Genomic DNA, 16,332 nt, shown 5'->3' with positions numbered 1-16,332 from the left:
TGGGGGCAGCTTCGTTGTGTGGATGAAGTTTGGCCCTCAGCCCGGGGCGGTCCTATGGCGCAGATTGGTCATTTGCATCTATTCCTTGAATGTTGCTCATCGGAATTCGGGATCCGCCAGCATCGAGGTGTGGCAGTCTTCAAGTGGTCATGACGCCACCAGTTCTGTCTTGAACGACGTCAGAGGTGAAAGCTCTCGTCATTCAGAATGGTCGACCTCGGTGGATAAGACGGTGCATAACATGGTGGATATCGCTGTGGATAACTTTGGGGATAAGCAGAGGTTCAAGGCCCCACCACCGGCCCCTCCCAGACGTGCGCAGGCCGGATGAAGGCCGGGTAGAAAGCGCCGCCGCAGCACCGTTTCACGTGAAACATTGCTTGTCGCTAACGAAACCTCCTCCAGTGCGTGTAATCATGCGGAAATCAGCTAAAAACAGCACAATTAATGATGATTGCAGACGCCCCGGAAGGGCGTAGCCTTTCCAATTCCCATAGGACACAGAAGATGACGCAAGCCACGTTAGGACTTCTGCCGACTCGGTACAAAGCTATGTCCAAAGTCACGAGTAGGGGACAACCTGGATCCGTGTGGACAAACATGTGGATAACTTCTGTGGAGAAAGAGGGAAGCGGTGGGGACAACTGATCTTCAAACCCGTTCCAGGAGACTAGACACCGGTCTTACCGCGGACGCGTGGAATCAGAATCATGGAGCCGTCAAGTGCCGCCGGAGTCCGCAAGGCTCTCCCAACCCGTCCAGCGAGGGGGGACGTGGGTGACCGGACGGCGCGGAGTCGAACCCGGCCGTACGCTCGGTCGAGGGGGCGGCGAAGAGCTAGTGGGCATTTGGTCGACGCCCGCCGTTACCGGAACAGCTAGTGCATGGCGCCATTTCGCTAAGCCGCTGGGACGGTGGCGTTACCGCTCTCGCGTACGCGCTGCTTGGTTATGGAAGCAACTCCGGTGGCCCCAAGAGCAGCCGTACATAGTCCAACGGGCCTGGCTTCGCATGGTGTCGCGGGCCCCTTGAGTTCCTCATGGGTGGTCGGATCGGTCGCAGGCTCCCGAGCTCAGACCATTTCGGGACTACCCAAACAAATGAGTCGTCGCGCCGGGCCTCTCTCTCCCGTTACGGAACTTGCGCCTACGTGGGGTGATGCCGCGGGGCCAAGGTTCGGACGTCCTGTGCCTGTGCCATCCCGGCTCCACAGAAGGAGGCTGAAGCGGTATCCATGAGTGCTGCGGAAGCGTCGGGCCTTAGGACCGTGGCTCATTCTTCGCCGGCCGTATTGGCATGAGGTTCACGGCGTACCAAAGGCCATGACCGCCAGGGCAAGGTGCGTGGAAGAAGTAGAGGGCATCGCTGGACGTCCGGTCATGACTGTTTTGGTCCTGGCTCTCCCCCGAGGAGGGCCGCAGGGAAGGCTCAGGAGTGTGCAGTCGCTTTGAACGGAATAGGTCCGGCGAGCAGTGCATGTGTTTGAGCTCCTGGTGGGCAACTCTCCTGATGGGAACTGCTAGCCTTGTCCACCTGCCCGCCCGTGGCACACGTTGACTTGGCGGCTCGAGTGGCGTCTCGTGACTTACGCCATGGACATTGGCGGTGCGACGTCGACCCGGATTGCGAATCGGACTGTCGGGAACCGCCGCCGGGACTCTGGGTTAGGTGGGTGATGGCACCTGATGCGGATACTGCGGCGGCTACGGCTGCGTGGGTCCTGGCGTAGACCTTGGTTCTTGGTTCTCCCTTGTTCTTCGGTCATGAAGAGAAGGATGCTCCGCCGACGTGGGCCCACGTAACTCGAGCTGCGGTGCCATTCCGGTGGAGCACTTATCCACATCCCTCGTTCCTTTGGTCCAGTCGTGGTTTGCCTGCAGGGTCAGTCCCGCCGTCGGTATTCAGTGACAACTAAGGGTTGGCTACCAGGTAGAGAGGTGGTGTTCAGGACGCAGGCGTTCGGCAGGGCGGCGCTGTGCATATCGCTTACCGGACTGCGCCGGTCCCAGTCCTAGTTTTGCGATCATTCGTTCCAGGTTGACGGGCTGGCTAACTGGGCAACGAGTCCATTGATGCGCGTCATGTTTCACGTGAAACATGACGGTGTACAGGGCGCGTCTGCTAGCGGACCCTCGGGTTGTAGGTCTATAGGCGACGGTTCCTTGAAGCTCGAGTTGCTGCGAACCGGATTACTTCATTTCGAGCGGCTTCCGGTCCACCGCCGGCAAGGTCATTTGCGCCGCTCTGTAGTTGCAGAAGCGGAAGTCTCAGGTTGTTTGGAGGAAGTAAGTAGGACGACGTACATATCGACTCGCGGCTGCCGGTGCGAACGTTCCTGCCCTGGATCAGTGGGGCCCGGCCGGGCCCCGACCACTCAGCTGCTATCCGGTTCTGATGTTGGTGTGACACCTGCCCATGAACGTAGTGCCGGGGATCCCTCTAAAGACTGGAATGGGCCAATGTCCTTCCCCGGGGGAAGTGTTGAGTTTGCCAAGCGTCCGCGGTCAGTAGGTCTGCTTTGCCGTCGAAGACTTCGGGTTTGACCGCTGCAACGGGGACGGCAATGTTTCACGTGAAACAGCTGACCCTCGATGCTGCCCGCCATAAGGCGGCGGATGGCTGCCTTAGGTGCCAAGCGCAGGGCACCGGTCGCAACTTCTGATCTGGGTTGCTAACGGAAGCAGAGATGGCGCGTCTTGTACGCATTGAGGCTCAGGGACCGACCGCCCCCACTCCCACCCCGTCTCCATCAGAGCTTGGAACAATGCTTGGTGATTCAGTCATACTCCCAAGGTCCGTGGTCACCCCAAACGGGAACTGGTCGGAAGTAGCTGTCCACGGAGGGAAAGCATCTACTTGGGTGCCCCCACCGGACGTGTCATGTTCGACCAGTTCTCTGCATTTAGTCGGTCGCCAGCGCTTCCTAGGGGCTGTGAACGGCAAATTCCGGGGCGAAGACCATGCCGAGCTTCCAAATGATTGGAATTCCTCCCCCGGGGGCTACTGGGGTCGGAATGATATGTTCGCTGGGCGGCGCGAGAGCCGGGGCGGGTTGCGTCGCCCATGGTCGCCTCCTTGAGTCAACGAAGGGTAAGCCTGCCCCGTTGGGCTGACCTCGCTCGACTTGAAGTCGGAGGGATGGCCTCCGCAGCACGCATCGTGACCGCATATTCCGTATTCCATGAATTGCCGGTATCGACCGCAACGCCGTCCAAGGCTCTTGCTCCGTGCGGCGCCCATGCTGCTGTGATTCTGGCGCCTGTGCTTGCCAAGTTGGAACCCTCCCCTTCCATCCGACGGTGGAGAACTTGGCTCCCTCCAAACCAGTGCGGCAGCGGGGTCAGGGGTCGGCCCCCCTTGGTCCCCTGAACGTTTCACGTGAAACAACGTCAGTCTGAGACAGGACTTGGGACTGAACGGCTGGCCCCCCGCTCGTCAGGTTTTCCGACAGCCTGATGTTCTCGAAGCACGTGTGGATTCTTCTTAAATCGGACCTCGAAGCGATTGCTTTGTACCGCCGGCTTTCAGCCAAGGCGGCAGGCGCCTCATCCAGCGAAATGGACCGGACTAAGAGCGGGAACTGACACTCCGCTGTTTCACGTGAAACAGCACCCACCCCGGGAATGAATTTCGCTTCGACTAACCGGTTGTGGCACCGCCAGGCAGCGAGGTTCGCTGCTGCGGTGAACGATGAACCGGCGCCGTAGGTCGGGGGCCGCACCAGTCATAGCCCTGACTTCCTGCCCTACGTCGTCTCCCCTATAACCTTCGGAACGCTACTCGGTTCCTGGTCAGTACCAGCCCATCACGCTGCGCCCCTGTGGACTCACGCTCGGACTTAACGTGACTCTTCGGGTTTGGTCTGGCGTTGACCTGGCGTAAGCCGACTCGTCAGGTGCCAGAGTCTTGAGTGGCCGGATTGTGGGGCCAATCAGCCTACCCCTATTCAGGTCCGCCTAGTGCTTCCGGCGGGAACGGCCTTGAGCGGAATTACGGTCATTAAGCAGCCGATATGAGTTTTATTTCGGCCCCACCTGGAGGTACCGCGTTCCCGGCCCGCACTGCTGACCCTTAAAAGCAAAAGCGGTGGCTGGCACCCTTGAGTGAGTGCCAGCCACCGCCAATGGCTATCCGGAATCCCGGGCAGGGTGAGGTCCGCCCAAAGTTGTCCGGCTACTAGGATAGGACGTCAGCGAATTCCTTCTCGAAGAACTGCTTCGGCTTGGCGCCGATGACCGTGTTCTTCACTTCGCCGCCCTGGAACAGGTAGACGGCCGGAATGGAGGTGATGCCGTACTCGGCAGCGATTGCCGGGTTGTCGTCAACGTTTACCTTGACTACATTGACCTTCTCGCTGTACTCAACGGAGATCTCGTCCAGGATGGGGCCCAGCTTGCGGCAGGGACCGCACCACTCAGCCCAGAAGTCGACGATGACCGGCTTGTCGGCCGAGAGTACATCCGTGCTGAAACTTGCGTCCGTTACGTCTTTTGCGTTGCTCATTACCTTGTTGTTTCCCTTCGGATCAATGGTGCGCTGTTTAAGCGTGGATGTCTGCGAGGTAGTGCTCGACGTCGATAGCTGCCACGCAGCCCGAGCCGGAGGCGGTGATGGCCTGGCGGTACGTGGGGTCCACGACGTCGCCGGCGGCGAATACACCCTTAACGCTCGTCCTGGAACTGCGGCCGTCAACGGCAATGGTGCCCTCGGGCGTGAGCTCGAGAGTGTCCTTGATGAGCTCGGTGCGGGGATCGTTTCCGATGGCCACGAAAACGCCCGTCACAGCCAGTTCAGATGCGGTGCCGTCAACGAGGTTCTTCAGCCTCAGTCCGGTGACCTTGTCCCCGCCGAGGACGTCCTCGACGCCTGTGTTCCACACGAACTTGATCTTCTCGTGCGCCTGCGCACGGTCGCCCATGATCTTGGACGCCCTGAGAGAATCCCGGCGGTGCACTACCGTGACGGACTTAGCGAACTTGGTGAGGAACAGTGCCTCTTCCATGGCGGAGTCTCCACCGCCGATAACGGCGATGTCCTGGTTCTTGAAAAAGAAACCATCGCAGGTTGCACACCAGCTAACGCCGTGGCCTGACAGTCGCTTTTCATTGGGAAGGCCGAGTTCGCGGTATGCCGATCCGGTGGACAGGATAATGGCGCGGGCCTGGAAGGTCTCCCCCGTGGCGATGGTGACTGTCTTGATGTCGCCGTCGAGATCCAAAGCAGTGACATCCTCGAACTGGATCTCCGTGCCAAAGCGTGCAGCCTGCTTTTCGAAGTTCTCCATGAGGTCGGGACCCATGATGCCTTCAGGGAATCCAGGGTAGTTTTCCACGTCGGTGGTGTTCATCAGTTCGCCGCCGGCAGTGACGGAACCGGCAAGGAGCAGTGGCTTCAGGTTGGCTCGCGCCGTATAAACTGCAGCCGTGTAGCCTGCAGGGCCGGAGCCGACGATGATGACATCACGTACCTGGGACGCGGTGTTTTCTGCGGTGCTCACTGAACGGTGAACCTCTTCCTTTGTCGATGCGCCTGCTGTTGCTGGCCGGCCACATGGCACAACCCATTGTTGATCCTGAATATTCCGGGCATGGAGGCAGACCAACAAGACGCCACCACTCAGGGTACCGTCTTGCCGGGCCGGGAGACACCGTGTTACCGGGCCACCGAGGTACTTCGGGCCCGTTCCTGCCAGATGTCAGGGAAGCTACTGAACCTTGATCTCAGCGAGGCGGAGACCGTAGCCGAAGCGGGTCTTCGGCGCAGCCAGCTTGGGGAGATTCTTGATGGACACGATCACGTACTGTGCCGTGACCGGCTCCGGGAGCGGCATGGTCAGGTCCGGTGAGGTAAAGCTGTTGGTTCCCACCTGCTTGGCGCCTTCCAGTGAGGGCCGGTCATTCGTCAGGACGCTGATGTTACCGCCGCTGCCGCCCAGCTGGCTGAGAGTAATGGAGGAGACTTTCGAGGGGCTCTTCAGCTTCACGACCAGGGAAACATCCGGAGCAAGCCCGCCCCAGTTGTCCGTGGCGAATTCCATGTCAGACCAGTAGCTTGCCCCGTTGCCATCGAATGTCTTTGAAAGGTCGCCGTCGTAGGTGGCGGCAAAATCGAAGGTACCCAGGCGGGAGACGCCCTCGACGGCGGGCGGACCTGCCACCGGCGCTGAGGACCCGCTGGCTGTCGGAGCCTCGGACGTCTGGGGCTGGGATGCATTGCTGGAGGTTCCCGGTGCAGGATTGCTCTGGGGTTCGCTCTTAAACAGGCTTCCCAGGTTGGAGACTGCAAAGATCAGTCCGACCACCAACACAGCGGCCAGCAGCCCGCCCACAAGCCAGCGCATTGACCGCGGCTCGCGCTCGGGAGGCTCTTCGTCGTCGTAGTATTCGTCTGTTTCGTCGCGGCCGCCGCCGGCGAATGCCGGGAAGGTGGCTGCCATGCGCTCCCGGGCGGTCCTGGCGGGGCCGGTGGAGGGTGCCTCCCCTTCCGGGTAGTCGTAGTCGCTGTTCTCCCAGAGGGACACCTTGGGAGAATCCGTAGCCGGAGCCTGTGTGTTGATGGCTTCGGTATTGCGACTCCCGGTGGGAACAGCGCGCTGCGGCGTGGTGGCCTGGGGTGCCGTGGAAGGGGCGTTGGACTCCTTGGCCGCAGCCGCGGCTCCGGCCGCAAGCCCCGCCGCACCTGCGACTCCGGCGCCCGACCCTGCGACTCCGGGGCCTGTTCCGCGTGCACCGCCGGTGCGCGCAGCGCCTGCATCGGAGCCAGAGGAACCAACAGAGGGGGCCGCCGCCGGTCGCACCGGTGCGGCACGTGGCGGAACGACAGGGGGGACCACCGGCGGTGACGACTGCTTGCGGTCCTGGGCGGCCGGCTGGTTGTTGCCGTAGTTGATGTAGCCGGCCTCGACCTCTTCTTCGTCGTACTGGCCGTCATACGTTTCCGGTTCGTGCGACCGTGCCTGTCCGAAGATTTCACTGCCCAAGGTGTCCGTGAAGAAGGGTTCCACGTAGGGCGGGTTGGAGGCAACCACAAGGTCCAGGAGATCGGCAGCAGAAGTGTGGTTGGTGATCAGGTAGGTGGTGGAATCGCTGACGCCAAGGTCCAGGATCTGCACATTTCCGGGCCGCTCCCCGGTGGCAACCTCGCGGGCGCTCTGGGCGACCTGCTCCGCATTGTCCGGACCCGCAACGAGGATGCTTACCGGCCGGTTGAGGACCTGGTCAACGCCATCCAGCACCAGATCATGGTCGTGTGAGGTCAATACGGTGGCGGTGACCTTGTAGCGGCCGCCGAGCACTGATCCAACATCGATCGGGTGGGACACGGGTTCCTCCTAGACTGTCCGGGGAACCGCGCCTCAATCATGCGAAAGCGGATACGCCGGTTAGCCGGTTAATTTCTGGTCTGTAACTACTACCCTAGTTAGCTTCTGATCCTAGCCGATGGTGCGTTACGGCCGTGTGAGACAGGCTCGGTGGACCCGAGGCGGTCTCACCTTTTCTTCTTGCGCCGACTCTCTGACCGCCTGCTGAAGTGCGGGTTGCGGCCGGCCGTGCCCTGGAAGGTGCGGCGGCCCGGCAACGGGATTTCCTCCCGCAGGATGCCGCCCCTCGCGGTGTTGGGCACTTCCTCGGCCGGCAGGTATTCGCCCGGGGAACCGCTCTGCTGCACATCGGGGTGCGCCGCCGGGTCGTCAACCTGCGGTCCCGCACGGAACGACGCAGCGTCGAATTCGCCGGATATTCTCGGGATCAGGCCGGTGTCCACCGAGACAGTGGCGCGCTCCGGCGTCGTTCGTTGCGGGGCGGAGGGGGTGCCGGCCGGGGAGCCCGGGGCAGGCTCCGCCGGTTCGGCGGCGGGGGCGGCCCCCCGGCCCAGGCGGCCGAGCAGCGGCTGCAGCAGGTCGCGCAGTTCCGTGACGCGGAAAAGTTTCAGCAGGAAGAGGTACGCCACGAGCATCACGGGCCCGACGACGACGATGGTCACCAGGGCCTGGATCCTGCCGCTCCAAGCGAAGCCGTCGGCACTGTAGCTCCCCATCAGCCACAGGGCGCCGGCGCCGGCCAGCGCGGAACCCAGCGCTGCATATCCCATCCGGATGTATGAATTGGCGATCCGGGGGCCGTCCAGGTGCCCCAGGAGGCGGCGGAGGAAGAACGAGCTCACAACCACGGAAAGGATGTTTCCGCCCGTGTAGAGGATGGCAATGGCGAAGATGATTCGGTCATAAGGCAGGAACTGGATGGCAAAGGCCGCCACCACATTGACGATTGCCAGAACCAGTTGGATGTAGAACGGCGTACGGGCGTCCTCATTCGCGTAGAAGACCCTGGACATCATGAAGTTGGCGCTCATGAACGGTGTGCTCAGGGCCAGGATGGTCAGGGTCTGGGCGAGCATTACGCCGTCCTGCACCTTGCCGCCGGAGAAGAACATGCCCAGCGGACCGGCCAGTGCAAACAGCGCCAGCGCCCCGAAGACCGTGGCCACCGCCATGGTGCGAAGCCCGTGGGAGAGCGCGTCCCGGAGCCCTGCCCGGTCTCCGTCCTGGGAAGCCCGGGTCATGCGGTTGAACAGCACTGTGGCGAGCGAGAGGGCGATGATGGAGTGCGGCAGCAGGTACAGCTGGCTGGCCACCTCCAGTACGGCGTTGCCGGGCAGGGTGGCCGCGGCGGTGAGGTCCCCCGCGCGCTCGAGGCGGAGCCGCTCCGTACCCGGAATCGTGGCAATGCGCATGACGTAAAGGAAGGCGAGCTGCCCGACGGCGGCAGTGAGGAGCGTCCAGACGCTCAGCTTCGCGGCCTGCCCCAGGCCGACCCCGCGCCAGCCGAACCTGGGCCGGAGACCCAGGCGGAGGCGGAACACCGGGATCAGCAGGATGGCTGTCTGGGCCACCACGCCGATGGTGGAGAAGCCGGCTATGAGGAAGGTCTGGGTGGGTCCCCAGTTGTCCAGGGTGTGCGGATTGGTGACGTTGGCGCCGAGGATCCAGATGAACATGCCCAGGCCGGCGATGGCCACAACGTTGTTCAGGATGGGTGCCCACATTGCCGGGCCGAATGCCCCGTTGGCGTTCAGCACCTGCGTCAGGAGGGCGTAGAGGCCGTAGAAGAAAATCTGGGGCAGGCACCAGAACGCGAAGGAGACGGCGAGGGATTTCTGTTCGGCCGAGTAGCCCTGCGTGGTCAGCTCGATGACCCACGGAGCCAGCAGGGTGACCAGCAAAGTCAGGCTGAGAAGCACCACCACAGCCAGCGTCAGCAGGCGGCTGATGTAGTCCGCTCCCCTGTCCGGCGCCTTGCTGGCCTTGATGATCTGGGGCACCAGGACGGCGTTGAACACGCCGCCGGCCACCAGCAGGAAGATCAGGTTCGGCAGGTTGTTGGCGTTGATGAAAGTGTCATTGACCGTGGAGCCCAGGCCCAGGGCCGCTCCAAGCATCCAGGTCTTGCCGAAGCCCAGGAAGCGGGAGACCAGGGTCCCGGCGGCCATGATGGCGCTGGAACGGGCCTCTCCGTGTTGGACAGTCCTTGATTCGGCCTGGGAATCGGCGGAGCCGGATTCGGGGGAAGCTGGATTGGCTGCTGACATGGCCTTCATCGTCTCAAAGGTGCGCATTTAGGCACGTGGGCGGCGCTTCATGGAATCAGTCACGGGACCTCAGAGGTGTTCCGGCAGGACTTCTCTGGCGAGGTCGGCAATACGGCGCTCATTAGGGAAGGACAGCTTGCGGGCAAGTTCCTGGATGGGCACCCAGGCGACGTCCACAGCTTCCTGGTCGGGATCGTTTTCGATGGTCAGCTCGCCGCCCGTGGCCCGGAGCAGGTAGTGATGGACGGTCTTGTGGACGCGGTGGCCGCTGACGGTGAACCAGTAGTCGATGCTCCCCAGCGGGGCCAGGATGTCGCCGCTGATGCCGGTTTCCTCGGCGATCTCGCGGACTGCCGCTTCCTCGTTCTTTTCCTTGCCCTCCGGGTGGCCCTTCGGCAGGCACCATTCGAGGCGTCCGCCGCGGTTAAGGCGGGCGATGATCGCGACCCTCAGTTCGCCGTCGGACGTGTCAACGACTACGCCGCCGGCGGAGATTTCCTCGACCGTGGGCAGCGAGGCCGGCCCGGGGTGCTGGGCGGGCGCGACATGGGCACCGATTGCCGACGGCAACGGTGGGTTTGTCCTCCTGCCAGGAGCACTCGGTACGGGATGGGCCATGAAGTCCACTCTAACGACTCTTGCCCGTTGGTGATGACCGGAACATGACAAGAAAGTGGACTGCGTATGACGCGGATTCCCGAACCTGCGGTGTAACGGCGCGGTTAGGCGGGTCCGATTGGTGCTTGTTGGCGTGGTTTTCTGACAAGCTTAAGTAACTATGGCGCACGCACATCAAAAGTCCGACCCGCACACCGTCGATTTCCAGGTGGACCCGGTGGTCCTGGAACTCGGGCAGCGCTTCGTCGACGCCGGGTATGAACTGTCGCTGGTGGGCGGGCCCGTACGTGACCTGTTCCTGGGCAGGCGCTCCCCTGATCTCGACTTCACCACGGACGCCACGCCGGACCAGACTCTGGCACTGATACGCAAGTGGGCGGACAACTTCTGGGAGATCGGCAAGGCGTTCGGCACCATCGGAATGCGGAAGTCCGGTTTCCAGATTGAAATCACCACCTATCGCGCCGAGGCGTACGATCCGGAGTCGCGGAAACCCATGGTGGCGTTTGGGTCCTCGCTGACCGATGACCTGCTTCGCCGGGACTTCACGATCAATGCCATGGCGCTGCGGCTGCCCTCAATGGAACTGATTGACCCCTTCGGCGGTGTGCGCGACCTCCACGCCTCCGTGCTGGCCACGCCCGGTGCACCGGAGACGTCCTTTTCCGATGACCCCCTGCGCATGATGCGGGCGGCCCGCTTTGCCGCCCAGCTCGGCGTGGCGGTCCGCGGGGACGTCAAGCACGCAATGTCGCAGATGGCGGAACGGATCAGCATCATTTCCGCGGAGCGTGTCCGCGAGGAACTGGTGAAGCTCATCTGCGGAGCCCACCCCCGCGTGGGCATCGACCTCCTCGTGGACACCGGCCTGGCCGAATTCGTCCTGCCGGAAGTGTCCGCCCTGCGCCTGGAGGCGGACGAACACCACCGGCACAAGGATGTCTACCAGCACTCGCTCCAGGTGCTGGAGCAGGCCGCCTCCCTGGAGACAGATTCCGACGGCGCAGTGCCCGGCCCCGATTTTGTGCTGCGGTTTGCGGCCCTCATGCACGACGTCGGCAAGCCGGCTACGCGCCGTTTTGAACCGGGCGGCGCGGTGAGCTTCCGCCACCACGACATGGTGGGTTCCAAATTGACCAAGAAACGGATGAAGGCCCTCCGCTTCGACAACGACACCATCAAGGCAGTGGCACGGCTCGTCGAGCTGCACATGCGCTTCTACGGTTACGGGGAGGCCGGCTGGAGCGACTCCGCGGTCCGCCGGTACGTTACGGACGCAGGGCCGCTCCTGGAGCGCCTGCACCGCCTGACCCGGTCAGACGTGACCACCCGGAACCAGCGCAAGGCGGACCGGCTGTCCTTTGCCTATGACGACCTTGAGGCGCGCATCGCCGCACTGCGTGAGCAGGAATCGCTGGAAGCGGTACGACCGGACCTGGACGGCGGCCAGATCATGGCCCTGCTGGGGCTGAAGCCGGGGCCCGTGGTGGGCAAGGCATATAAGTTCCTGCTTGAACAGCGGATGGAGCACGGCCCGCTCGATCCTGTTGTGGCAGAGGCCAGGTTGCGCGAGTGGTGGGCGGACCAGCCCGAGGCCGCCGAACACCAGCCGGCCGCCGGCGTCGAACTTTCCACTACCGAGGAGTCATAAGTGGTTTCACTCAACAGCACTGCCCGCCCCCAGCTCTGGATCCTGCGCCACGGCGAAACCGAATGGTCCAAGAGCGGCCAGTACACCGGACTCACCGACCTGCCCTTGACGGTAGAGGGCGAGCAGCAGTCCGTGGAGGCACGCAAAGTGCTTGACGCCGTCGACTTCGACCTGGTGCTGACCTCGCCGCTGCGGCGGGCACGCCGCACGGCGGAATTGGCGGGATTCCCCGACGCCGAACAGGAACCCCTCGCGGTGGAATGGAACTACGGCGATTACGAAGGAATCAGCTCCGACCTGATCCGGAAGGATAACCCGGAGTACCTGATCTGGACCCATGGCGTGCCCAACGGGGAAGCCCTGGAGGAAGTGGCTGCCCGGGCGGACAAGATTGTGGCACGTGTGCTGGAATCCGGCCTGGACAACGTGCTCATAGTGGCCCACGGACACTTCTCCAGGATCCTGACTGCGCGCTGGTTGGGACTGGACCCGCACGAGGGCCGGCATTTCATCCTGGGGACCGCGAAAGTCTGCACCCTCGGATGGGATAAGAAGACTCCCGCAATCGTCCGCTGGGGACTATAAAGACGATTTATAAATATTCGGGGAATCTTCCAAATTCAGTAGTCAAGACCCCTGAAGATAGTGTAATTTTATTCCTGACTCCAGTGCGCTTTGCCAGGGTCACCGGCGCCCGCTGTCCAGTAGTCAACTGGGCCGCGGCATAGCAGAAAAGGAGGTTGGGAAAATGATTACTTTGACTAGCGGATGGAAGATGACCATCACCGCCTTCCCGGCCTTTGCTGCTGCCTCGCGCCCACTTCACGGACTGACTGCCTCCTGACCTGCAGATTCCGGCCCTCGGGCCGGAATTGAGTTAACCGGCTTCCCATCAGGGAAGCTGCCTGGCAGTCAGCCGTCTACGCGGGCCCATTCGGTTGCGCAACACCCCATAGTTCGGAACCCAGCTTCTTGTTGGGGACTGCGGCGCAGCTGCATCCAGGGGCCAACCTTCGCCTGGCGAAATCCATCAATTGCCTCGGTCTTTATGTCCGGGCATATCCACCGGGCATTCCTATGCCCTAATTTCCGCCATTAATTCAAGCAATTAATTGGCCTTAATTGTCATGCCCAATTTCGGGCGCAATCAATCATCAAAGGATTCAACGTGAGCATCAACGCCACTGCCACCGCGCAGGCCGATCATGGCCGGCGCCGCCGAGCAACATCACGGGAGGAGGTAACCATGCTGAAAATACTCCGAAGCGTCCTGCGCTTTGGCTGGCAGCCGGCTCTGAAGAACAAGACGCTGTTCAACGGCCAGCTTCTGGACCAGAACCGCGAAGACGTCTACGTCGTACTGCACCAGATGGGCGGCATCATCCGCTGAGGCCAAGGCCCTGTTTCTTGAGCTCCCGTGCTGCAGTCGGGAACGGAAATATCCAGGAGGACCCGATGGCGACGACCCATATCCATGCTCAAAAAGCCCACGCGGCCACGCGTGGGCTTTTTGTTTGCCGGAGCAGCTGTATACCGGAGCCGGATCCCGCAGGAGCGACGGTAAGCTCGAGGAATGCAGGAGACAATGCCGCCGGCGCACCGAAAACGGTCCCGCCTGGTTATCCCCAGCCGAAGTGATCTCCTGCTCAGGAACTTCACCGAGCTGATCGGCGGACCGATGGGACGGCGGGCCGCACCGGGCATCGTCTCGCCGGGATTCTTCACCGTTGAACGCGTCCTCATTATCCTCACCGTGCTGGCAGGCCTGGCAAGCATCATGGTCAAGAACTACTGCCGGGTGAACGGCTGGGAGTCGCCGGGCCAGTTCTATTCCACCTGCTACTCCGATTTCCCGGAACTCTTCCGCAACCGGGGACTCGGCGAGGGCACCTTTCCCTTCTTCAGTGAAGGCAGTTTCTTCGAATATCCGGTCCTGATGGGCATCATCGCGGGACTGACGGCCATGCTGGTGCCCGGACAGGGCGCCACTGACGCCCGCATTCTTGGCTACTTCGACGTCAACGCCACCCTCATCGCCGCCGTGTGGATTGTCACGGTCCTTGCCACGGCGCGCATGAGCGGGCGCCGGCCCTGGGATGCCGCCATGGTTGCGGTGGCCCCCGGAATCATCCTCGCCGGAGTGATCAACTGGGACATGTGGGCGGTGGGCCTGCTCGCCGTCGGCATGTATTTCTTTTCCCGCGAACGGCTAGTGCTGGCCGGCGTCTTCATTGGCCTGGGAACGGCCACCAAGCTGTATCCCCTACTGGTCTTCGGTGCGATCCTCCTGCTTGCCCTGAGGACAGGAAAAATCCGGCCGCTGCTGGTCACCGCAGCGGCCGCCGTCGCTGCCTGGCTCGCCGTCAACGTCCCCATCGCTGCAATGAACCCCTCGGGCTGGAAGTACTTCTACCAATTCACGGAAGACCGCCCGGCCGGTTACAGCTCACCCTGGTTTGCGTACAACCTCGTGGCCGGGCGCCTGCAGTGGCTGCCCCTGGGGCCCGAAGCCATCAACACCCTGGCCCTCAATCTGTTCCTCATCAGCTGCGTTCTCATCGCCGTCCTGGCCCTGACGGCCCCCAGCAGGCCCCGCCTGGCGCAACTGGCGTTCCTGATCGTCGCAGCGTTTATCCTGACCAACAAGGTGTACTCACCCCAGTTCGTCATCTGGCTGATTCCGCTGCTGGCCCTGGCCCGTCCGCGCTGGCGTGACTTCCTGATCTGGCAGGGCATCGAAGGGCTGCACTGGGCGGCCGTGTGGATGTACCTGGGACAGGTGACCAGCGGCGGCCCGACGCAGCACAATATCGACATGCCGTATTACGTATTGGCCGTGGGTCTGCACATGATCGCAACGGCCTACCTGATGGCCCGTGTGGCCTGGGATATCCGTGACCCCGGCCACGATGTGGTCCGCCGCCACTCGGTGGACGATCCGCAGGGAGGCCCGTTCGACGGCGCGCGCGACTGGTTGCGCCTGAATCCGGCAGACCCGGCGGCGTCGGCACTCCCCTGGCGGCGGACGGCCGGCAATGCCTGAGGTCACCGTCGTAGGTTCGGGGCCGAACGGACTTGCCGCTGCCGTGACCATGGCCAGGGCAGGCCTCAAGGTGCACGTGTTCGAAGCCGCGGAAACCGCCGGGGGCGGTCTGCGGACCTCGGAACTCATGCAGCCCGGCCACCTGCACGACATTTGTTCGGCCGTCCAGCCGATGGCCCTTGCCTCGCCGTTCTTCCAAGCCTTCGAGCTGTCCCGCCGGATTGACCTCGTCACTCCGGAGCTTTCCTTCGGATCACCTCTGGACGGCGGCCGGGCTGCCTTGGCCTACCGTTCCCTGGACCGCACTGCCGCAGGACTCGGACCGGATGGGCCCGCTTACAAGCGGCTGATGGCACCCCTCGTGCGCCGGGCGGACGGCATTGCCGACTTCACGCTTAACCAGCTCCTGCGGATCCCGCGCGATCCCGTTGCCGCCGTGCTTTTCGGCGTGCGGACACTGGAGCAGGGCTCTGCGGCATGGGACGCCAGGTTCAGCGACGAGCTTGTGCCCGCCCTGCTGACCGGCGTCGCAGCACACTCGGTGGGGCGGCTGCCGTCGCTGGCACCGGCAGGGGCCGGCCTGATGCTCGGGACGTTGGCACACGCGCAGGGCTGGCCGATCCCCGTGGGCGGGTCCGCATCCATCGCCCGCGCCATGGTGCGGGACATCGAAGCCCATGGCGGGACAGTGGAAACCGGACGGCGGATCGAATCCCTGGCGGAGCTGCCGCCGGCCAGGGCGACCCTCCTGGACATCGCGCCGCCCGCGCTGGTCAGGCTCGCCGGGGATAACTTGCCGGCCGGATACCGCCGGTCGCTGGAGTCGTTCCGCTTTGGGAATGCCGCCTGCAAGGTGGATTTCATCCTGTCCGGACCTGTCCCGTGGGAGGCGGCCGGATTGGCCGACGCCGGAACTGTCCACGTGGGCGGCACACGCGCAGAGATGGCCGAGGCCGAGAACCAGGTGGCTTCCGGGAAGCATCCGGAACGGCCTTACGTCCTGGTGTCCCAACCGTCACGGTTTGACGATTCCCGCGCTCCGTACGGACGGCACATCCTGTGGACGTATTGTCATGTTCCGTCAGGTTCAACGGTGAATATGGCGGAGGCGGTGACGGCCCAGCTGGAACGTTTTGCGCCGGGCTTCCGGGACCTCGTGGTCCAGGTCCATGTGACCACGGCTGCCGGGCTGGCGGAATACAACCAGAATTACGTAGGAGGGGACTTTGCGGCCGGGCTTATGGATCTCCGCGGATTGATCCAGCGGCCGGTGATCAGTCCCGTGCCCTGGCGAACGCCCCTGGCAGGCGTGTACCTGTGCTCCTCGTCCACACCTCCCGGGCCCGGTGTCACCGGCATGCCCGGCTTCCATGCGGCAAGGTATGCCCTCAAGGACATATTCGGCCTGAAGGTCCCCCCGCTCCGTTTTTGA

The 16,332-nt window shown here is 63.0% G+C and carries 10 protein-coding genes; 5 read left to right on the top strand and 5 right to left on the bottom strand.

What is annotated here, in order from left to right:
* Nucleotides 1–4,176: 4,176 nt before the first annotated feature.
* From trxA to JOE41_RS11120, 5 genes are all read right to left on the bottom strand, one after another.
* Nucleotides 4,177–4,503: a thioredoxin gene (gene trxA, locus JOE41_RS11140; protein ID WP_011693983.1), complete on the bottom strand. Its 327-nt coding sequence runs from the start codon at nt 4,501–4,503 to the stop codon at nt 4,177–4,179.
* Between the two features lie 37 nt (nt 4,504–4,540).
* On the bottom strand, nt 4,541–5,497 hold the full coding sequence (gene trxB, locus JOE41_RS11135) for a thioredoxin-disulfide reductase (RefSeq protein WP_209752377.1): 957 nt from the start codon (nt 5,495–5,497) through the stop codon (nt 4,541–4,543).
* 207 nt (nt 5,498–5,704) lie between these two features.
* Nucleotides 5,705–7,321 (bottom strand): ABC transporter substrate-binding protein, encoded by a 1,617-nt coding sequence (locus tag JOE41_RS11130; protein ID WP_209752376.1) that lies wholly within the window; start codon nt 7,319–7,321, stop codon nt 5,705–5,707.
* A 167-nt stretch (nt 7,322–7,488) separates the two neighbouring features.
* Nucleotides 7,489–9,588 carry a murein biosynthesis integral membrane protein MurJ gene (gene murJ, locus JOE41_RS11125; protein WP_374068739.1) on the bottom strand — a complete coding sequence of 700 codons (2,100 nt, stop codon included), beginning with the start codon at nt 9,586–9,588 and terminating at the stop codon, nt 7,489–7,491.
* Nucleotides 9,589–9,657: 69 nt separating this feature from the next.
* On the bottom strand, nt 9,658–10,206 hold the full coding sequence (locus JOE41_RS11120; RefSeq protein ID WP_011693979.1) for an NUDIX domain-containing protein: 549 nt from the start codon (nt 10,204–10,206) through the stop codon (nt 9,658–9,660).
* Between the two features lie 160 nt (nt 10,207–10,366).
* Between JOE41_RS11120 and JOE41_RS11115 the strand changes: the two genes are divergently transcribed.
* The 5 genes from JOE41_RS11115 (at nt 10,367) to JOE41_RS11095 (ending at nt 16,332) form a co-directional block, all read left to right on the top strand.
* Nucleotides 10,367–11,857 carry a CCA tRNA nucleotidyltransferase gene (locus tag JOE41_RS11115; protein WP_011693978.1) on the top strand — a complete coding sequence of 497 codons (1,491 nt, stop codon included), beginning with the start codon at nt 10,367–10,369 and terminating at the stop codon, nt 11,855–11,857.
* Nucleotides 11,858–12,442 (top strand): histidine phosphatase family protein, encoded by a 585-nt coding sequence (locus tag JOE41_RS11110; RefSeq protein WP_011693977.1) that lies wholly within the window; start codon nt 11,858–11,860, stop codon nt 12,440–12,442.
* 583 nt (nt 12,443–13,025) lie between these two features.
* The gene (locus tag JOE41_RS11105) at nt 13,026–13,247 is read left to right on the top strand and encodes a hypothetical protein (protein ID WP_011693976.1); all 222 of its coding nucleotides are present in this window, start codon (nt 13,026–13,028) and stop codon (nt 13,245–13,247) included.
* A 183-nt stretch (nt 13,248–13,430) separates the two neighbouring features.
* Nucleotides 13,431–14,900, top strand: a complete 1,470-nt coding sequence (locus JOE41_RS11100) for a glycosyltransferase family 87 protein (protein ID WP_209752375.1) — start codon at nt 13,431–13,433, stop codon at nt 14,898–14,900.
* Nucleotides 14,893–16,332 (top strand): NAD(P)/FAD-dependent oxidoreductase, encoded by a 1,440-nt coding sequence (locus tag JOE41_RS11095; RefSeq protein WP_209752374.1) that lies wholly within the window; start codon nt 14,893–14,895, stop codon nt 16,330–16,332. Before JOE41_RS11100 ends, JOE41_RS11095 begins: the two co-directional genes overlap by 8 nt.

It is taken from the genome of Arthrobacter sp. PvP103 (assembly GCF_017833075.1).
Lineage (GTDB): Bacteria > Actinomycetota > Actinomycetes > Actinomycetales > Micrococcaceae > Arthrobacter.
The sequence above is the reverse complement of the archived record's forward strand: the minus strand, read 5'-3'. Positions and strand labels throughout refer to the sequence as shown.